The sequence below is a fragment of the Erwinia sp. GW821-FHT03D09 genome (assembly GCF_059420805.1).
Window position 1 is genome coordinate 81,852 of record NZ_JBWKUK010000008.1, and the last position, 20,281, is coordinate 102,132.

Consider the following 20,281-nt stretch of genomic DNA (forward strand, 5'->3'; position numbering starts at 1 on the left):
TTATAGCGCTTTGTGCGGGCCAAACACTTCATAATGAATACGATTGTGCGAAACGCCCAGCTGTTGAAGCTGTTGCTCCACCGTCTCCATGAATCCCACCGGCCCACACAGATAATACTGCATGGCCGGATCGCTGAGCCTGGACTCCAGCGGCGACAGGTTGATAAGCCCGTGCGTGTCGAATTTTTCTTTATCCTGAGCTGTGGGATGGCTGTACCAGATATGCTGCGTAAACCCTGGCAGATGATTTCCGGTTTCCGTGACCTCTTTGGCAAAAGCGTGCGTGCTGCCGTTATCGGCGGCATGGAACCATTGTACCGGCGACGGATGTCGGTTCTCTGCCAGCTGATGCAGCATCGCCAGCATTGGCGTCAGCCCTACACCCGCCGAGATCAGCGTGACCGGGGTTTCCGGCTTCACGTCCAGGAAGAAATCACCGGCCGGTGGAGCAACGCGCAGATGCGTGCCCACCTTCTGCTGATGCAGCCAGCTGGACATCGTTCCGCCCTTTTCATGACGTACGGCAAGCCGGTAATTTTTGCCATTGGGTGAGCGAGTGAGTGAATACTGACGAATTTCTTTATTTTCAAAAGAAGGATCGTCCACCCAAAGGGCAAGATATTGCCCGGCGCGATAGCCCGCTACCGGCTGGCCGTCAGCCGGGGTCAGCACAAAGCTTGTGATTACCGAACTTTGTGGTGTGATTTCGCTAATGATGAATTCTCGCGTTCCCCTCCAGCCACCGGGTTTTTGCTCGGAGAGTTCATAGATCTGCTCTTCACGCTGCACGAAGATCCCGGCCAGCACGCCATAGGCTTTGCCCCAGGCCTCAAGAACCTCTTCACCCGGATGCAGCATCTCATCGATGCTGGCCAGTAAGTGAGTACCGACAATGTTGTATTGCTCGGGTCGGATGGCAAAGCTGGTATGTTTTTGGGCAATTTTCTCCACGGCGGGGCCGAGCGCCGCCAGATTATCAATATTACTGGCGTAGGCACAGACGGCGTTAAACAGCGCTTCCCGCTGGTGGCCGTTGCGCTGATTGCTCATATTAAAAATATCTTTCAGTTCGGGATTATGGCTGAACATGCGATCGTAAAAGTGGGCCGTCAGGCGTGGTCCAAGCTCGAGAATAGCGGGAAGGGTGGATTTGACGGTGGCAATGGTCTGATTATCTAGCATGGTGAACCCCCTAATCTTATAACGTGTATTTCAAATGCATTTGATTGACGAGTGGTTGCATTGTAAATACACCTTCAATATCAGTGGTTATTTATCCGTGCTGATAACAGGGGCTTAATGAATAAGCTGCAAGTTGATAATGAGGAAAACTCCGTAACCAACTGCTTGTAAAAATGATATCTAAGCCTTGCTGGCTCTGAAGCCAATCGTTTGCGCAAAAAGGCGGTCATGGCGCTATTCAACGGCTGGGTAACAGTTTAAACTGTTGACCACACCCTCACGTTCCTTATTAAAGTCAGTTGAGTCAGGAGATGCAGATGTTAAAGCGTGATATGAACATTGCCGATTACGATGCCGATTTATGGCAGGCGATGGAGCAGGAGAAAGTGCGTCAGGAAGAGCACATCGAGCTGATTGCTTCAGAAAACTATACCAGCCCACGTGTAATGCAGGCTCAGGGGTCCCAGCTGACTAACAAATATGCCGAAGGGTATCCGGGTAAACGCTACTACGGTGGCTGTGAGTACGTGGATATCGTTGAGCAGCTGGCTATTGACCGCGCTAAAGCGCTGTTCGGTGCCGACTATGCCAACGTGCAGCCGCATTCCGGTTCACAGGCGAACTTTGCGGTTTACACCGCGCTGCTGCAGCCGGGCGATACGATTCTGGGTATGAACCTGGCGCACGGTGGTCACCTGACTCACGGTTCCCCGGTTAACCTGTCCGGTAAACTGTATAAAGTCATTCCTTACGGCATCGATGAAACCGGCAAAATCGACTACAACGAGCTGGCCGAGCTGGCTAAACAGCACCAGCCGAAAATGATCGTAGGCGGCTTCTCCGCATACTCCGGCGTGTGTGACTGGGCTAAAATGCGTGAAATCGCCGACAGCGTTGGTGCATACCTGTTTGTGGATATGGCTCACGTTGCGGGCCTGATTGCCGCCGACGTTTACCCTAACCCGGTTCCTCACGCACACATCGTGACTTCTACCACCCACAAAACCCTGGCGGGCCCGCGCGGTGGTCTGATCCTGGCGCAGGGCGGCGCCGAAGATCTGTATAAGAAGCTGAACTCTGCGGTCTTCCCTGGCGGCCAGGGTGGTCCTCTGATGCACGTTATCGCCGGTAAAGCGGTGGCGTTCAAAGAAGCGATGGAGCCAGAGTTCAAAACCTACCAGCAGCAGGTTGCTAAAAACGCACGAGCGATGGTTGAAGTGTTCCTGGAACGTGGCTACAACGTGGTTTCCGGCGGCACCCATAACCACCTGTTCCTGCTGGATCTGGTTGACAAAAACCTGACCGGTAAAGAAGCCGATGCCGCTCTGGGCCGCGCTAACATCACCGTCAACAAAAACAGCGTACCTAACGATCCGAAGAGCCCGTTTGTGACTTCCGGTATCCGTATTGGTTCTCCGGCGGTAACCCGTCGCGGTTTCAAAGAAGCCGAAGTTCGCGAGTTGGCTGGCTGGATCAGCGATATTCTTGACAATATCAATGACGAAGGCGTCAGCGAGCGCGTGAAGAAGCAGGTTCTGGATATCTGCGCCCGCTTCCCGGTATACGCATAATCCGCTAGCAGTCCATTAACTGCGAGCCGTCACACAGATAACGGGGCACATCAGTGCCCCGTTATTTTTTTATCCATCAGCACAGTGTAGAGTACCGCCGAAACTTATTCTGTCGGACGGAACATGACGATACGATCGACGTACTGGCTGGGGCTGGGCTACTTCACTTATTTCTTTGCCTACGGCGTATACCTGCCATTTTGGGGTGTCTGGCTGGAAGGCAGTGGCATGAAGCCTGAACAGATAGGTCTGCTGCTGGGCTGCGGCATGATTGCCCGCTTTACGGGTAGCCTGCTGATTGCCTCGCGCGTCACAAATCCCTCTCAGCTGGTCAATGCATTGCGCCTGCTGGCACTGATTACCCTGCTGTTTGCGCTGGGGTTCTGCTTCGGTTCGCAGTGGCTCTGGCTGCTTTTCGTGATGGTGGGCTTTAACCTTGTGTTCTCACCGCTGGTGCCGCTGAGCGATGCGCTGGCTGCCACCTGGCAGCGGCAAATCGCGCTGCCCTACGGACCGGTGCGGCTGTGGGGATCGCTGGCGTTTGTTATCAGCTCGGCATTGACCGGTGTACTGGTCAATCAATTCTCTTACCAGGCGATTCTGATGCTGCTGTGCGCAGGCTGCGGCGCGATGCTGGCGGGCATGCTGCTGCGTCCGGCGGTGATGCCGCAGGGCACCTCTAAGCAGGGCAGCCACGCTGGCTGGCAGGTGTGGCTACAGATGCTACGTGAAAATGCCGTCTGGCGCTTTATGCTGTGCGTGACGCTGATGCAGGGAGCGCATGCGGCCTATTATGGTTTTAGCGCAATCTACTGGCAGCAGGCGGGCTATTCGGCCAGCGTCGTGGGTTATTTGTGGTCGCTGGGCGTCGTGGCTGAGATTGTCATTTTTGCCTCCAGCAACCGACTGTTTCGCCGCTGGAGTGCGAGGGATCTGCTGCTGCTCTCCGGCATTGCGGCGATTGTTCGCTGGAGCCTGATGGCAGCCACTACCGATCTGGGCTGGCTGATTGTGGCACAGATCCTACACTGTGGCAGTTTCACCGTTTGCCATCTGGCGGCAATGCGCTTTATGGCCTCCCGGGAGGGAGCGGAAGTGATCCGCCTGCAGTCTCTTTACTCGGCGCTGGCGATGGGTGGCGGTATTGCCATTATGACCATGATCTGCGGCGTGCTGTTCCAACACCTGCAGGGCGGAGTTTTCTGGGTGATGGCGCTACTGGTGGTTCCGGCCCTGTTCGTGCGGCCAAACGTTCGTTAGCTATGACTCAAGCAGCGCCCGGATGCTGCGCTGCTGGTGCTCGCCCAGCGGCAGCTCCGCGTGGATCAGCGGCGGTGAGAACAGCGGCAGCGTGGTGACATAGGGGGTGATCACCAGCGAAATTCCCTTTGGTGCACTGTTACGCTGATAGTCATCCACCGTCAAATATTTGATATTTAACGGCAGCAGCGTCAGCTCGCGCAGCTGCTGTTCAACGCAGCGTTCGAGTTCGCTGTCATAGCCGGTCAGCAGCAGCACCTGCTTTTCCTGCAGAGCGTTCTCCTGCATCAGCCAGGCGCCAAAGATAATGGCCGTCAGGCCCAGCTCTTCTTCAGAAAATCGCATCGAGAACTGCTGTTCGAATTCAACCAGCGCGGCACGCGTCGTTCGCAGCAGGCGCGGATACTGTCGCGCCACGTCTTCCACCAGAGTGTGATCAATCCCTACGGCGAACCGTACTCGCTCCAGCGCCTGCGCCAGATGGCTGAACAGCTGGGCGCACAGTTCTTCATGACAGCTGAACTGCATACCTGACAGCTGCTGAAAGCGGAGGATAAGCTGTTTAATCGCCAGCAATAGTCGGGCTTCATATTCACCAACCGTCTGGCTGACGTTGGGAATGTGCAGCTGGCTAAACAGCAATGCCAGCGGGATGGCATCATCTGCAGAGGTTTGCTGATAACCCTGCCGATGCCAGCAGCGAAGGATCTCCTGCGCCAGTACGTACTCTGTTTTGGCGCTCAGCCAGCTTGCCTGCTCAGGATTAAAGTCCACCAGGCCGTCATGGGCGAGGGAGTACTGCAGGTATATTTGCAAAAAGTGGCGGTCGCGCGCGTTAAACTCCCGCATAAGCTGCCGGGAGCAGTGCTGGATCAGCGCCTGTAAATTATGCTCATCATACAGCGCCTTGCTGACCTCGTTACGCTGCAGGCGGTGTTTAATCTTTGCAGTGAAATAGTGGCAGACAAAATCAGGGGACAGCCGCAGTGCCCGGCGTAAACCGTGCAGCAGACACAGGCGCTGATTTAGCTGTGCGCCGATCAGCTTTAGTACTCCCTGCCGATCCTGTTCGATAATCAGCTGGTGATAACGCTGGATCTCCAGCGTAACCTCCGCTATATCTTGCCGGGCTACCGCGTCTTCTACCCCGTTGAGCTGGCAGTACATCTCCAACGTAACGGCAGGTTCAGGAAGACAAAGCATTAAAATGAGGTGGCAGCGCCGTTGCTGACGGGAAAAAACAGAGGTTTCTGGTGAGTAATCACTCGTCATCTGCGCCCCCGCTAAACGTATATTGTGTTAATCCTAGCCTGACTCTTTGCGGCTGTGGAGAGTCTGTAGACGTTTATTCGGCGCTTTTAAAGACAGGTCACAAAAATAATCGGGAAATCCTGGAATGGGGTTAGATTTGTTACGTTATAACAGATACATTATTGGGCTGATGCTGGTTGTGGGTTCCGTGCCGGCGGCGTGGTCGCATCCGCACAGCTTTATTGATATGCAAACCACGCTGCTCCACCAGGGTGACAATATTACCGGGCTGAGAATGCGCTGGGTTATGGATGAAATTACCTCCGCCGATCTGCTGTATGACGCTGCCGACGCTAAACCCGGCTCGGTTATCTGGAAGAAACTGGCGGCCGAAGTGATGGCTAACGTACTGGGTCAGCACTACTTCACCGAGTTCTGGTATCAAAAACAGCCGGTGAAATTTGAAAATCTGCCGCCGGAGTATCATCTGTCGCGGCAGGGACACCGGGCGGTGCTGGAATTCGTGCTGCCGCTGGCGCATCCGCAGCCGCTTAAGGGGCAGCGCTTCGTCTTCTCCACCTTTGACCCGACCTACTTTGTTGATATGTATTACGACTCGGAAAAATCGTTGAAAATCCCTGATGAACTGGCGAAACAATGCCACTTTGAACTGAAAACGCCAAAACCTGACGCATCAATGCAGGCGTATGCGCTGTCGCTGGATAAAGCGGATGCGCCAGCGGAAGAGATGGATTTGGGCCGCCAGTTTGCCCAGACGGTCACGCTGGTATGTCAGTAAATATCCTGTCTACGCAGGCACGTAGCTGGCGGCAGCTGTGGCCGCTGTATCTGCTGATCATTGTACTGTTGGCCTGTGCGCTGCTGGTGTGGCAGTTCTGGCCGCAGATCCTGTTACAAAGCGTGCTCTGGCAGAAAAGCCTGCATCAGCAGATGACCGCGCTGCTGCAACAGGTTGCCAGCCATCCTCAAAAGACGGGGCTGACGCTGATGGGCTTCAGCCTGCTGTATGGCGTTTTGCATGCGCTGGGCCCGGGGCATGGCAAGGTGGTGATCGCGACCTTCCTGGCCACGCATCCTACCCGGGTAAAAACCAGCCTGCAGCTGACGATGATGGCAGCGGTGGTGCAGGGCGGCGTGGCCATTGCGCTGGTCACGATAATGCTGGTGGTGCTAAAACTCTCTTCGCGGCAGCTGCATCTCAGCAGCTACTGGCTGGAAAAAAGCAGCTATCTGCTGGTGGCCGGGCTGGGATTATGGCTGTGCTGGCGTGCCGGCCGGAAGTTAAGCACGCTGCGTGCTTCAGGCAAGGCTGGCGGCATGACCATTCATCGCATTGTGCCAGCCGATCACCAACACAGTGAACACTGCGGCTGCGGGCATCAGCATGTACCGGACAGTGCTCAACTTGCCGCCGCCGTGGGCTGGAAAACCAAAAGCCTGGTGGTGCTGTCGATGGGGATGCGCCCCTGTTCCGGTGCGATTATGATGCTGTTGTTCTCAAAGGTCATCGGCGTGTACGGCTGGGGCGTGCTATCGGCGATAGCGATGGCGCTGGGGACGGCGCTGACCGTTTCCGGCATGGCGCTCCTGGTGCAGATATCCAGGGTGCTGGCGCTGCGCCTGAGCCGCAATCGTCCTCCTGCGGGCTGGCAGAAGGTGGCGCTGAACTGCCTGGCGCTGAGCGGAGGGATACTGCTGCTGGCAGTGGGGAGCGTATTGTGGCTGAGCGCTCAACCGGATATTTCGAGCGGTATCCGACCGCTGTTTGCCCGTTAATTTCAGGCATAAAAAAGGCCGACGTCAGGTCGGCCTTAGTGAGACGGGTAAAAATTAACGCTTCAGCGCTTCGCTCAGCTCTTCACGGATGTTAGCCAGGATTGATTTCACCACGCGCGGGTTACCGGCAACGATGTTTCCTGAAAGCATATAGCCGTGTGCGCCAACAAAGTCGGTGACCAGACCACCGGCTTCACGAACCAGCAGTTCACCCGCGGCAAAATCCCACGGCTTCAGGCCGATTTCGAAATAACCGTCAACGCGGCCGGCGGCGGTGTAGGCCAGGTCCAGCGCAGCAGAACCGGTACGGCGAAAATCTGCACACTGGGTGAACAGTTTGCTGACGATGTTGATATAAGGGGTGGCGTGCTGTTTCAGCTTGAACGGGAAACCGGTCGCCAGGATGGTGCCATCCAGATCGCGAGCGGTGCTGCCGCGCAGGCGGTAGCCGTTAAGCTGTGCGCCCTGGCCGCGAACGGCGCTGAACAGTTCATTACGCATTGGGTCATAAACTACCGCCACTTCGGTGCGGCCTTTAATGCGCACGGCGATAGAAACAGAGAAGTGAGGCAGGCGTTTGATGAAGTTGGTGGTGCCATCCAGAGGGTCGATAATCCACTGTATATCCTGGTCTTCACCGGCTAACTCACCACTTTCTTCAGTAATAATGGTGTGTTTCGGGTAAGACTTGCGAATCACCTCGATAATCTGGCGTTCCGCTTCGCGGTCAACATTAGTCACAAAGTCGTTGCTGCCTTTCTGGCTGGCTTCGACTGCGTCCGGGGTTTCATAGTTCTTAGCAATTACGTTTCCGGCCTTGCGCGCAGCGCGCACGGCGATGTTGAGCATCGGATGCATGTAGTGTCGTCTCACTGGATGTTAAAGAACGGTATCTCTCACTACTTCCAGCCTGCCGGTTTAGTGGCCGCCGCAGTAGTTGGATATAAAACGGCGCATACTATAGCAGGGAGAACGGCAAATGTCCTGAAAATATGATAGCATCGTTAAATTATTCCTCACACCTGACACTCTCATGCTGCAAAATATCCGAATCGTACTGGTTGAAACGTCCCACACCGGCAATATGGGCTCCGTAGCCCGTGCCATGAAAACGATGGGTTTAACAAACCTTTATCTGGTCAATCCGCTGGTTAAGCCTGACTCGCAGGCCATCGCTCTGGCTGCCGGTGCCAGCGATGTAATTGGTAATGCCACCATTGTCGATACCTTTGATGAAGCGATTGCCGGCTGCAGTCTGGTTGTCGGCACCAGCGCGCGTTCCCGTTCGCTGCCCTGGCCGATGCTGGACCCGCGTGAATGTGGTCTGAAGAGTGTGGAAGAGGGGCAGCAAGCGCCGGTTGCACTGGTGTTTGGCCGTGAACGCGTAGGTCTGACCAATGAAGAACTGCAAAAATGCCACTACCACGTGGCGATTGCCGCGAACCCGGAATACAGCTCGCTAAATCTGGCGATGGCCGTCCAGGTGATTACCTATGAAGTGCGCATGGCCTGGCTACAATCGCAGGAAACCGAAGCGTCCGAAGTGACCAAATCGCCTTATCCGCTGGTGGACGATCTTGAGCGTTTTTACCAGCATATGGAGAAAATGATGGTGGCCAGCGGCTTCATTCGCGAGGCGACACCAGGGCAGGTGATGAGCAAAATGCGCCGCCTGTTTACCCGTGCACGCCCGGAAAAAGATGAGCTAAACATCCTTCGCGGCATGCTTTCATCCCTTGAAAAAAAGCGGGAAATTTAATTATTTTAATTTAAATCAGGTGTTTAATACTTGAGTAAAATACTTGGTTAAATAGTTGAGTGTTTTACTCGGTTAAATACTTGACCAATTTACTCAGGAATGGCAGACTTGCGTCCATATTTTGTTAACACCCATCCAGGGTTATAACCGAGGTCGTAAAGCCATGAGACTGACATCCAAAGGCCGTTATGCTGTTACCGCTATGCTCGATGTTGCACTGCACTCTCACGAAGGTCCGGTACCTTTAGCTGATATTTCAGAGCGTCAGGGCATCTCGCTTTCTTATCTTGAGCAGCTGTTCTCTCGTCTGCGCAAGCATGGTCTGGTTGCCAGCGTACGTGGTCCGGGTGGTGGTTATCTGCTGGGTAAAAGTTCTGATGCGATCGCGGTGGGTGCAGTGATCACTGCCGTTGACGAATCTGTTGACGCCACCAAATGTCAGGGCAAAGAAGGCTGCCAGGGCGGCGAACGTTGCCTGACCCATGTACTGTGGCGCGATCTGAGCGAGCGCATCAGCGACTTCCTGAATAATATTACACTGGCCGAGCTGGTGAACAACCAGGAAATCCTGGAAGTTGCCGACCGCCAGAACAGTAACGAGATTCGTCGCATTCCGAATGGTCGTATGCACGAAACAATTAACATTAATCTGCGCGCCTGATCCTCACTCAATCGCGTTTCCAGCGTTGTGCAGATTATGTATCCCTGAGCTTTCAGATTGTCGTCCGGTGACAGCGGGCTGAAAGCTCAGGGAAAACCTGTACGGAGCTTAACGCGCAATGAAATTACCGATTTACCTCGATTACTCCGCCACCACTCCGGCCGATCCCCGTGTTGCCGCGAAGATGATGCAGCACCTCACACTTGATGGAACCTTCGGTAATCCGGCCTCCCGTTCCCACCGTTTTGGCTGGCAGTCAGAAGAAGCCGTAGATATCGCCCGTAACCAGGTTGCCGAACTGATCGGTGCCGATCCCCGTGAAATCGTGTTTACCTCCGGTGCAACCGAAGCCAATAACCTGGCGATTAAGGGTGCCGCTGAGGCGAATCAGGAAAAAGGCCATCATATTGTTACCTGTACCACGGAACATAAGGCCGTACTGGATACCTGTGCGCAGCTTGAAAGCGAAGGCTACAGCGTCACCTGGCTTAATCCACAGGCTGACGGTGTTATCGATCTTGCTCAGCTTGAAGCCGCACTGCGTGACGACACGGTACTGGTGTCGATTATGCACGTTAATAACGAAACCGGAGTGATTCAGGACATTGCCGCCATCGGCGAACTGTGCCGCTCCCGTGGGGTACTTTTCCATGTTGATGCGACTCAAAGCGTGGGAAAATTGCCGATCGATCTCACTACGCTGAGCGTTGATTTAATGTCCGTATCCGCCCATAAAATTTACGGCCCAAAAGGCATTGGCGCGCTATACGTTCGCCGCAAGCCAAAGGTGCGAATTGACGCGCAGATCCACGGTGGTGGCCACGAGCGCGGCATGCGTTCCGGTACGCTGCCGGTGCATCAAATTGTCGGCATGGGTGAAGCCTATCGTATTGCCAAAGAAGAGATGTCCGAAGAAATGGCGCGCCTGGCTTCACTGCGTGCGCGTTTCTGGGCGGGTATCAGCGCAATTGAGCAGGTTCATCTTAATGGTTCATTCGAACACGGCGCGCAAAATATTCTTAACGTCAGCTTCGGCTACGTTGACGGCGAATCGCTTATTATGATGCTGAAGGATCTGGCCGTTTCATCCGGCTCAGCCTGTACCTCTGCCAGCCTGGAGCCTTCCTATGTCCTGCGTGCAATGGGCGTGAGCGACGATCTCGCCTACAGCTCGCTGCGTTTCTCGCTGGGCCGTTTCACCACCGTTGAAGAAATTGACTATGCGATCGCGCTGATTGTGAAGTCGATTGCGCGGATACGTGAGGTTTCCCCACAGTGGGCGGCGTTTAAAGCGGCAGGCGTTGCTGCTGCCAGCTAGACGTTAGCCTGGAGATTCGCGTTATGCCAACGGGCCGGATTAACTCTTCGGCCCGTTTCACATTCAGCAGAAAAGCACGGCATGAAAGCATGCGGTGAAAACATCTTTCCCGCATTTCTGTTAGTCTGGAGTGTCGATTTTGAATAGCATCTGTCCTGCGGTAAATCGCAGAGGCCGGGGATCTCCGGTCCACGACGTGAAAAAATGAAAAGGAGCCATGCGATGACCACCTCTGTCATGAACATTACCCTGTCAACGGCTGCGGCCGATCCGCGCTGGGGCGAAAAAGCGATCCTCACCAGCAACGACAGTGGAATGACGATCCATATCACCGGCAAAGGTGCACAAACTACGATTCAGCGCGCCGCGAGAAAAATTGGCGGGCAGGGGATACGTAATATCAGCCTGAGCGGCGACGGTTGGGATCTGGAAAACAGCTGGGCATTCTGGCAGGGCTACCGCGCACCAAAAGGGTCACGTCAGGTTGAATGGGCCGAGCTGAATGACGCTGACACCAAAGAACTGAACAGCCGCCTGAAGATCGTTGACTGGGTGCGCGATACCATCAATATGCCTGCGGAAGATCTGGGGCCAGAACAGCTGGCAACCCGCGCGGTGGATCTGCTGTGTGATGTTGCTTGCGATAGCGTCAACTACCGCATCACCAAAGGCGAGGATCTGCGTCTGCAAAACTATGCTGGTCTGCACACCGTCGGGCGCGGTTCTTCCCGTAGTCCGGTGCTGCTGACGCTGGACTTTAATCCGTCAGGTAAAGAGGACGCACCGGTATTCGCCTGCCTGGTTGGCAAAGGTATTACTTTCGATACCGGCGGCTACAGCCTGAAGCAGAGCGGTTTTATGGATTCCATGAAATCGGATATGGGCGGCGCTGCTACCCTGACCGGCGCGCTGGCGCTGGCGATTACCCGTGGCTTGGATAAGCGCGTGAAGCTGATCCTCTGTTGCGCAGATAACATGGTCAGCGGCAATGCCTTCAAGCTTGGCGATATCATCCACTACCGCAACGGCAAAACCGTTGAGGTGATGAATACCGATGCTGAAGGCCGTCTGGTTCTGGCCGACGGACTGATTGATGCCAGCGCGCTGAAGCCAAAACTGATCGTCGATGCGGCTACCCTGACCGGTGCGGCGAAAACCGCGCTGGGTAACGATTATCATGCGCTGTTCAGCTTTGACGATACGTTAGCGCAGTCGCTGCTAAGCTGTGCTGAAAAAGAGAGCGAGCCGTTCTGGCGCCTGCCGCTGGCGGAATTCCACCGCAGCCATCTGCCGTCAAACTTTGCCGACCTCAACAACATAGCCAGCCCGGCACACTCTGCCGGTGCCAGCACCGCGGCAGCCTTCCTGTCATACTTTGTCAGCGAATATAAGACCGGCTGGCTGCACATTGACTGCTCCGCCACCTACCGTAAAGGTGCGGTGGATCAGTGGTCTGCGGGGGCAACCGGTCTGGGTGTGCGTACCGTCGCTAACCTGCTGCTCAGCCACGAATAATGGCGATCGGGCGATCTTCCTTCGCGGATCGCCCGCTAAAACATGGCCCGTAACGAAAAGAACCTGACGATGAACGAACTTAACTCGCGCCTTGAAGAGGTGCTGAAGCTGGCCGCCGGTGAACCGGCACACCGCCCCGAATTTTTTTCCCTGCTGATGGATGCCAGCGTGGTGGTGCCGGGCGAAAGCGCCGAGGTCGGTTCGGCTATTGATGCCAGCACGCCGGTAGATTTACAGCACTGGGAAAAAGACGACGGAACCAGCATTATTCCCTGCTTCACGTCCGTTAGCGCACTGGAGCAGGCGGTCAGCAGCGAACAGGCTTATCTGGTGATGCCAGTGCGTACGCTGTTTGAAATGACACTGGGTGAAACGCTGTTCCTGAATCCAAAACTGCCGGAGGGGAAAGAGTTTTCGCCGCGTGAAATTGCCGATTTACTGGGCGATCGCGGGAGCGCACTCAGCCAGCAGACCGTGCTGGAAGGCGGGACACCATTACTGCTGTCGGAAATCGCCGAGCCGCCCGCGCAGATGATTGACTCGCTGACCCAGCTGTTTGCCAAATACAAATCGGTGCGCCGCGCCTGGGTGGCCCACATCAAAGAGAGTGTCGATCAGCCAGCAAACCTGCTGATTGGTATCGAAGCCGACGGCGACGTTGACGCGATCATTCAGGCGGCGGGAAGCGTGGCGACCGACACTATGCTGGAAGATGAGCCGATCGATATTTGTCATGTCGTGGAAGGTGATAAGGGCATCAGCCACTTCTTTATCGCTCACATCAAACCTTTCTATGAACGCCGCTGGGGCAGCTTCCTGCGCGATTTCAAAGTGGTTAATATTTAACGTCTTGCATGAAAAAGGCGACCAGTCGGGTCGCCTTTCTACCGAAGTACTAAAGGGGCTTACAGCGAATCGTTGACGATCGGTAGATCGTTGCGGCTGCCCCATTCTCCCCACGAACCGTCATACAGCGTGACCTCTTTCGCTCCCAGGCTGGTCAGCGCCAGAATGACCACCACCGCTGTTACGCCTGAGCCGCAGCTGGCGATAACCGGCTGGGCCAGATCGACACCCTGCTGACTGAAGATAGCGCGCAGCTCTGAGGCCGGTTTCAGCTGGCCTTCGCTGACCAGGCTATTCCACGGCACGTTCAGACTGCCGGGAATACGGCCACGATGCAGACCCGGACGGGGTTCGTCAACTTCACCGTGGAAGCGGTTTGCCGCGCGGGCATCAACAATCTGCGCGCCGCCTTCATGACTGACCAGCAGCACATCGGTCACGCGTTTAACCCGATCGCCGTCTGTGACTTTCGCATCAAAATCACCTTCCATCAGGCTGACTTCACCGCTTGCCAGCGGCAAGTGAGCTTTCTGCCAGCCAGCCAGCCCACCGGCCAGAATTGACACCTGCTCCGCGCCAAAATAGTTCAGCATCCACCAGGCGCGCGGCGCGGAAAACAGATTGCCTTCATCGTAAACTACCAGATGTTTATCCGCGCTGACGCCCAGTTCGCGCATGGCAACGGCAAAAGCTTCAGCACGCGGCAGCATATGAGGCAGGGCGGTGCTGTGGTCGGAAAGCGCTTCGATATTAAAGAATGGCGCACCGGGTAGATGGGCAGTCAGGTATTCAGCGGTCACATCACGCGTTAATTCCTGGCCGGGCGGCAGCATGCGCGCGTCCAGAACCTGAATATTTTCATCGGTAATATGCTCCGCCAGCCACTCGGCGGTCACAAACAGGGAACGGGTCGTCATAGCGTCCTCATCGTTGACAGTGTTTTGCTGAGTGTCAGCGATTTTACCCTCTACCACAAGGCTAAATCCCGGTACTGCGAGGCAGCTGGCAAAATGCCTGCGTGGAGGAATAGAAATTGCGCAGATTACCTATTACTATTTTAAAGAAATTGTAACACAGGTTGACGGTCATCCAGATGCAGCGGCCAGGCAAGGGAAACTGTCAGAATAAATGCATAATGGAATATAAGGTTGGTTCTGATGGATGTGCTCAGGCTGTTACTGCGCTTACCTTTTCTGCTGCTAAAGGGCCTTTGCTGGCTGATTTCTCGCCTGCTGCGGCTGCTGGGATGTATTCTTCGCCCGCTGCTTGGCGAGATTAACTGGCAGGCACCACGCTGGGCGGCGGCATTTGGCCGCGGTTTTAACCGTCTGGAGCAGGGTGTAATTCGCCATCCTAAAGTCATCAGCCTGAGTCTTATCTTGCTGTTGGGCCTGGCGGCGGCGGGTTGGTATGGCTGGAACCTTTGGCAAAACCGCCCTAAGCCAATAGACGTTGCGCCGATTGAGGTGCAGCAAACTCATGTCGAAGCCTCCAACCCGCAGGCGCTGGATTATCAGGCGGCAACTCTCCCTAAACAGCTTCTGACTCTCAGCTTTGATACCTCTGCCGCACCCATTGAACGCGTCGGCAAGTCGGTTGATAAAGGTATCAGCATAAAACCGGCGTTGGATGGCGAATGGAAATGGTCCGATGCGCAAACGCTTATTTTTACGCCGAGAGCCCCGCTGCCGCTGGGTGCGAGCTATCAGGTAGACCTCAATCCGAAGACGCTGCTTGCTCCGCAGATCCAGCTGGAACAAACTCGCTATGATTTCAGCGTACCCGCTTTCGATTATCAGCCCGGCGAGGCCGAATATTACCAGGACCCACAGAATCGCGGCCAGCACAGTGCCATTTTTAACCTGCGTTTTACCGCGCCAGCCGATGTGGCCAGCGTAGAAAAACAGCTTTCGTTGGGTGTTTCAAGCGCGAAAGGACAGGCTGAAAAGCCGCTAAAATTCACCGTCAACTGGGATGATAAAAAACTTAACGCCTGGATACGTTCCGAATCGCTGGTGGCGATGGAACACGGTGGTGTGGTGCATCTGAAAATCGGTGAACCGCTAAAATCGTCGTTGCCGGGAAACAGTATTGAGCGCAAAGGTGAAAGCTGGGTTAGCGTGCCAAACCTTTACAGCCTGAGCGTCAGCGATGTCAGTGCGCAGGTGGTTGATAAACCGGGCAGCCCGAGTGAAAGGGCGCTGATCGTCGGTTTCAGCGATGCAGTGGCGGATAATGAGGTTGGCAAAGCGGTCAAGGCCTGGCTACTGCCGCAGCACGATCCGCGTCCTGAGGCAAAAAATGCGGACCAAAGTGAGTTCACCGAATGGAATCTCGACAATATCGATCGGGCCGTTTTACAGAAATCACCGCAGCTTCCGTTAAGCCTCAACGATGCTGAAGAGGATTATCAGCCTCAGTTCAGCTTTAAATTTGATGCTCCGGCGCAGCGCTATTTGCTGGTGCAGGTTGATGCACTGGTGACCTCCAGCGGCGGCTATAAAATGCCGCAAAAAGTCTGGCAGGTGGTGCAGGTGCCGGACTATCCGCAGATGCTGAGTTTTGCCGCCCAGGGTGCGCTGCTGCCGGTGAACGGCGATAAGCATCTTAGTGTGGCGGCGCGCAATGTCCCGGGCATGAGGCTGGATATCAAGCGGGTTATCCCGAGTCAGCTGCAGCATATTGTTTCATTCAAGAGCCGCGAATATGCCTCCGCTGATTTTAACCGGCTGAACGATGAGTATTTCACTGAGCACTTCCGTTACCAGACCGCACTTGGCAACCAAAGGCCGGGGGAAGTCAGCTATCAGGGGATCGATCTGTCGCGCTACCTCTCTACCGACAGTGCGTCCCATCGCGGTGTATTCCTGCTTTCCCTGTCGCCGTGGTCCCCAGAGCAAAAAGATGCACAGCCGGGGGAAGAGGCGTATCAGGATGAAGAACAGCAGAGTATCGGCGACTCGCGTTTCGTGGTGGTGACCGATCTCGGGATAATTGCCAAGCGTGCGCAGGATAAATCCCGTGACCTGTTCGTTCAGTCCATCAGCAGCGGTCAGCCGGTAGCGGATGCGCAGGTTTCCGTGGTGGCAAAAAACGGAGAGAAGCTGCTTACCCGCAGGACGGGGGGCGACGGTCACGTCCGTTTCCCACCGCTGGAAGCCTATACCAACGAGCGCCAGCCGGTGATGTTCCTGGTTGAAAAAGAAGGGGATGTGTCGTTCCTGCCCAGCGGGCGAGACAACGATCGCGGCCTCGACTTCTCGCGTTTTGATGTCTATGGCGAATCCACGCCGGAAGACTCGCGAACCCTCAGTAGCTACCTGTTTTCCGATCGCGGCGTTTATCGCCCCGGTGATACCTTTAATATCGGCCTGATTACCCGCGCCGCCGATTGGTCAGTACCGCTTAACGGCATTCCGGTACGGGCAGAAATTCACGATCCTCGCGACAAGCTGATGCGCACTGTACCGCTGACGCTCAACGCCAGCGGTTTTAATGAACTGAGCTTTACCACTGATGAAAACGCGCCAACAGGTGAATGGATGATCTACCTCTACCTGCCGGGTAAGGATGATGATTCCACCCGCCTGCTGGGCAGTACGGCGGTGAATATCAAAGAGTTCGAGCCGGATCAGCTCAAGGTTAAACTGTCGCTGACGCCGGACAGGCATTCAGGCTGGGTCAAACCCGGCGAGCTGAAGGCCATTATTGATGTGCAGAATCTGTTTGGTACCCCGGCGCAGGGGCGTCGTGTCGCTTCGAAGCTGACGCTGCGTCCGGTCTATCCGGCCTTCGATCGCTATCCTGACTATGCCTTCTATGAAGTGCGTCCGGCCGGTGAAGGGTTTGAAACGGAACTGCAGGACAGTACGACCGACGACAGCGGCGCGGCAAATATTGCGCTGGATCTCAGCGGCTGGGAGGATGCTACCTGGCAACTTCAGCTGCTGTCTGAAGCTTTTGTTGCCGGTGGAGGGCGTTCCGTTGCCGCCACGGCGCGGACTCTGGTTTCGCCGTGGGACTATCTGGTAGGCTTCAAGCCGGACGGCGATCTCAGCTTTATCCGCCTTGGCACGCAGCGCAGCGTCAATCTGCTGGCGATCGACCCGTCACTTGAGCCGATAGCGCTTGGCGACCTGAAGCTGGAACTGCTGGAGCAAAAATACCTGTCGGTGCTGACGCGGCAGGAGTCCGGCGTATACAAATATCAGTCGAAGCTGAAGGAAATCCCGGTCAGTGAGAACCGGTTTGAACTGGCGGCATCCGGTACGACCTTACCCCTGATGACCAACCAGCCGGGTGACTATGTACTGGTGGTGAAAAATGCCAAAGGCGATGTGCTCAACCGCATCGCCTACAGCGTCACCGGCAACGCCAATATTAGCCGTTCGCTGGATCGTAATGCCGAGCTGAAACTGAAGCTCGATCGCGGTGAGTATCAGCCGGGCGATGAAATTGAGGTGGCAATCAATGCGCCTTACACCGGCAGCGGGCTGATCACCATCGAGCGGGACAAAGTGTATAGCTGGCAGTGGTTCCATACCACGACCACCAGTTCCGTGCAGAAGATCCGTATTCCGGCCGGGCTGGAGGGCAATGCCTATATCAACGTGCAGTTTGTGCGCGATATTAACTCTGATGAAATCTTTATGAGCCCGCTCAGCTACGGCGTGATGCCGTTTAAAATCAGCAACCAGGCGCGGAAAAATGCGCTGGCGCTGAGCGTGCCGGACGTGATCAAGCCGGGGGATAACCTGCCTGTTACGGTCACCACCGACGGCCCGCAGCAGGTTGCGGTATTTGCGGTTGATGAAGGAATTCTGCAGGTGGCGCGCTATCGACTGACCGACCCGCTGGACTACTTCTTCCGCAAGCGCGAACTGAACGTGGAAAGTTCGCAGATTCTCGACCTGATCCTGCCGGAGTTCAGTAAGTTGATGTCGCTGACTTCTGCACCGGGTGGTGACGGCGGTGAAAGCCTGGATCTGCATCTGAATCCGTTTAAACGCAAGCGCGACAAGCCAGTGGCGTTCTGGTCCGGCATTACCGAGGTGAACGGGCAGGCGCAGTTTGCCTGGCCGGTCCCGGACTACTTCAACGGCAAAATCCGCGTGATGGCGATTTCTGCCACCGCCGGAAAAATCGGTAAGGCGCAGACCTCCACCACCGTACGTGATGATTTTATTCTGACGCCGAACGTTCCGGCGACGGTGGCGCCGGGAGATGAGTTTGACGTCAGCGTTGGCGTCAGCAACAACCTTGAGGGACAGGGAAGTGAAGCGCTGCCCGTCAAGCTCAGCGTAATGCCACCGTCACAGCTGGAGGTGGTCGGTAGCGCAGAGCAATCCCTGCCGCTGGCGGCGAAGCATGAAGGCGTGGTGACCTTCCGCCTGCGGGCGAAAGCCGTGCTCGGCGATGCTCCGCTGGTGTTCCGCGCCGGTTACGGCGATAAAACCAGTCAGCGAACCTTGAGTACCTCGGTGCGCCCGGCGATGCCGTATCGCACTCAGTCAGTAATGGGGCGCATGAACGGTAGCCAGCAGCAGGTGGATAACCTGCGCCAGATGTTTGATGCCTATGCACAGCGGCAGGCGGCAGTGTCTTATTCACCACTGGTACTGACCAGCGGACTGGCGCGCTATCTTGCGGATTATCCTTATTACTGTTCTGAACAAATCGTCAGCCAGTCAATCCCGCTGCTGTTGCAGAGTGAGCACCCGGAACTCCGTGGCAGCCTGTCGAATGATAAAGTCCGGCAGCAGCTTAAAGGCATTCTCGACGTGTTGCGTTCGCGGCAGAACGGCGATGGGGCTTTCGGACTCTGGACGGCATCACCGCAGGCCGATCCGTTCGTGACGCCGTACGTGGTTCAGTACCTGCTGGAGGCCAGAGCGGCGGGCTATCCGCTGCCTGCCGATATGCTTGATGAGGCCAATGTGGCGCTGCGTACCCTTGCCAGCAGTGGCTATGAGGACCTGTATCATCTGCGCCTGCGCGCCTGGGCGATTTACCTGCTGACGCGACAGGGCGAAATCACCACTAACGCGCTGGCTTCGGTGCAGGAAACGCTGCAAAACCGCTTCCCTGACGGCTGGAAAACCGACCTCGCTTCGCTGTACCTGGCGTCTTCCTGGAAACTGCTGAAAGCAGATGACGAAGCTGAACGGCTGTTGCAGCCCAGCTGGCAGGCGCTGAGTAAGGCCTATGACAAGAGCTGGTGGACGCAGAACTATTACGATCCGCTGGTGACGGACGCCACGCGACTGTACCTGATCGTTCGCCACTTCCCTGAGAAAGTAGATGCGATCCCACCACAGGTGCTGGAAAACATGGTGCAGGCGCTGCGTGAAGAGCGCTACACCACCTTCTCCTCGGCGATGAGCATTCTGGCGCTGGAAAGCTATGCCGGGCAGGTGGCGCAGCACAATGATGTGCAGGGCCTGAAGATTAATCAAATCAGCGGTGACGATAAGGTTCCGCAGCTGATTTCCTCAATTCAAGGCCAGTTCAGCCAGGGTGAGTTCAGTTCCGCTGCGCGCTCGATTCAGTTCGGCAATCCGAACAGCGCACCGGCATGGTATGTGGTGACGCAGGCCGGTTACGACCTTGCTGCGCCGCAGAAAGCGATTTCGCGCGGGCTGGAAATTACCCGCGACTATACCGATGCGGCCGGAAAACCGATCGATAAAGTGACGCTGGGCCAGACGATCTCGGTTCATCTTAAGGTGCGGGCGAATTCGCAACAGGCACTGAGTAATCTTGCCGTCGTCGATCTTCTGCCGGGTGGGTTTGAAGTCGTACAGCAGACGCCACCACCGCCGGAAAGCGGTGAGGAGGAGGGCGATAGCGGAAACAGTGGCGGCTGGACCTCACCGCTGGCAGCGAATGGCTCAACCTGGTCGGTGGATTACAGTGATATCCGTGAAGATCGAGTGATCGTCTATGGCAGTGCAACGCGTGAAGTGCAGGAGTTTGTGTATCAGATTAAAGCCACCAATACCGGCAGCTTTGTGATCCCACCGGCCTATGGTGAGGCGATGTACGATCGCGATATCCAGGCGATGTCCGCCGCGCAGGGGAAAATTCAGGTGGTGGCGGCTGAACCGTCAGCCGCACCGTAA

Annotated in this window: 14 protein-coding genes; 10 read left to right on the forward strand and 4 right to left on the reverse strand. The window is 55.8% G+C overall.

The features are described 5' to 3' along the window. On the reverse strand, positions 1 to 1,182 hold the full coding sequence (gene hmpA, locus AC07U6_RS09680) for an NO-inducible flavohemoprotein (protein ID WP_494763469.1): 1,182 nt from the start codon (positions 1,180 to 1,182) through the stop codon (positions 1 to 3). A gap of 317 nt (positions 1,183 to 1,499) precedes the next feature. Here hmpA and glyA point away from each other — a divergent pair, with 317 nt between their 5' ends. Then, positions 1,500 to 2,753 carry a serine hydroxymethyltransferase gene (gene glyA / locus AC07U6_RS09685; RefSeq protein ID WP_494763468.1) on the forward strand — a complete coding sequence of 418 codons (1,254 nt, stop codon included), beginning with the start codon at positions 1,500 to 1,502 and terminating at the stop codon, positions 2,751 to 2,753. 123 nt (positions 2,754 to 2,876) lie between these two features. Further along, on the forward strand, positions 2,877 to 4,013 hold the full coding sequence (locus AC07U6_RS09690; protein ID WP_494763467.1) for a 3-phenylpropionate MFS transporter: 1,137 nt from the start codon (positions 2,877 to 2,879) through the stop codon (positions 4,011 to 4,013). Here the strand turns inward: AC07U6_RS09690 and csiE are convergent, their stop codons facing one another. Beyond that, positions 4,014 to 5,285 carry a stationary phase inducible protein CsiE gene (gene csiE, locus AC07U6_RS09695; protein WP_494763466.1) on the reverse strand — a complete coding sequence of 424 codons (1,272 nt, stop codon included), beginning with the start codon at positions 5,283 to 5,285 and terminating at the stop codon, positions 4,014 to 4,016. It lies immediately after the preceding gene. Positions 5,286 to 5,454: 169 nt separating this feature from the next. Between csiE and AC07U6_RS09700 the strand changes: the two genes are divergently transcribed. Next, a complete protein-coding gene (locus AC07U6_RS09700) occupies positions 5,455 to 6,063 on the forward strand; it encodes a DUF1007 family protein (protein ID WP_494764529.1) in 609 nt (202 codons plus the stop codon). Continuing rightward, positions 6,054 to 7,061, forward strand: a complete 1,008-nt coding sequence (locus tag AC07U6_RS09705) for a nickel/cobalt transporter (RefSeq protein ID WP_494763465.1) — start codon at positions 6,054 to 6,056, stop codon at positions 7,059 to 7,061. Before AC07U6_RS09700 ends, AC07U6_RS09705 begins: the two co-directional genes overlap by 10 nt. A gap of 54 nt (positions 7,062 to 7,115) precedes the next feature. On the opposite strand, the gene suhB is transcribed toward AC07U6_RS09705, so the two are convergent. Next, positions 7,116 to 7,919, reverse strand: coding sequence for an inositol-1-monophosphatase (suhB, locus tag AC07U6_RS09710; protein WP_105593211.1), 804 nt, complete (start codon positions 7,917 to 7,919; stop codon positions 7,116 to 7,118). Between the two features lie 175 nt (positions 7,920 to 8,094). Here suhB and trmJ point away from each other — a divergent pair, with 175 nt between their 5' ends. From trmJ to sseB, 5 genes are all read left to right on the forward strand, one after another. After that, positions 8,095 to 8,820, forward strand: a complete 726-nt coding sequence (gene trmJ, locus AC07U6_RS09715) for a tRNA (cytosine(32)/uridine(32)-2'-O)-methyltransferase TrmJ (RefSeq protein ID WP_494763464.1) — start codon at positions 8,095 to 8,097, stop codon at positions 8,818 to 8,820. A 163-nt stretch (positions 8,821 to 8,983) separates the two neighbouring features. Next, complete coding sequence (gene iscR / locus AC07U6_RS09720; RefSeq protein WP_494763463.1) at positions 8,984 to 9,481, forward strand: Fe-S cluster assembly transcriptional regulator IscR; 498 nt, start codon at positions 8,984 to 8,986, stop codon at positions 9,479 to 9,481. A 118-nt stretch (positions 9,482 to 9,599) separates the two neighbouring features. Further along, positions 9,600 to 10,799 carry an IscS subfamily cysteine desulfurase gene (locus tag AC07U6_RS09725; RefSeq protein WP_494763462.1) on the forward strand — a complete coding sequence of 400 codons (1,200 nt, stop codon included), beginning with the start codon at positions 9,600 to 9,602 and terminating at the stop codon, positions 10,797 to 10,799. 222 nt (positions 10,800 to 11,021) lie between these two features. After that, on the forward strand, positions 11,022 to 12,314 hold the full coding sequence (pepB, locus tag AC07U6_RS09730) for an aminopeptidase PepB (RefSeq protein ID WP_494763461.1): 1,293 nt from the start codon (positions 11,022 to 11,024) through the stop codon (positions 12,312 to 12,314). 69 nt (positions 12,315 to 12,383) lie between these two features. Continuing rightward, positions 12,384 to 13,160: an enhanced serine sensitivity protein SseB gene (gene sseB, locus AC07U6_RS09735; RefSeq protein ID WP_494763460.1), complete on the forward strand. Its 777-nt coding sequence runs from the start codon at positions 12,384 to 12,386 to the stop codon at positions 13,158 to 13,160. A gap of 59 nt (positions 13,161 to 13,219) precedes the next feature. On the opposite strand, the gene sseA is transcribed toward sseB, so the two are convergent. Continuing rightward, entirely contained in the window at positions 13,220 to 14,077 is an 858-nt protein-coding gene (sseA, locus tag AC07U6_RS09740) for a 3-mercaptopyruvate sulfurtransferase (RefSeq protein ID WP_494763459.1), read from the reverse strand. A 240-nt stretch (positions 14,078 to 14,317) separates the two neighbouring features. Between sseA and AC07U6_RS09745 the strand changes: the two genes are divergently transcribed. Next, positions 14,318 to 20,281, forward strand: coding sequence for an alpha-2-macroglobulin family protein (locus AC07U6_RS09745; RefSeq protein ID WP_494763458.1), 5,964 nt, complete (start codon positions 14,318 to 14,320; stop codon positions 20,279 to 20,281).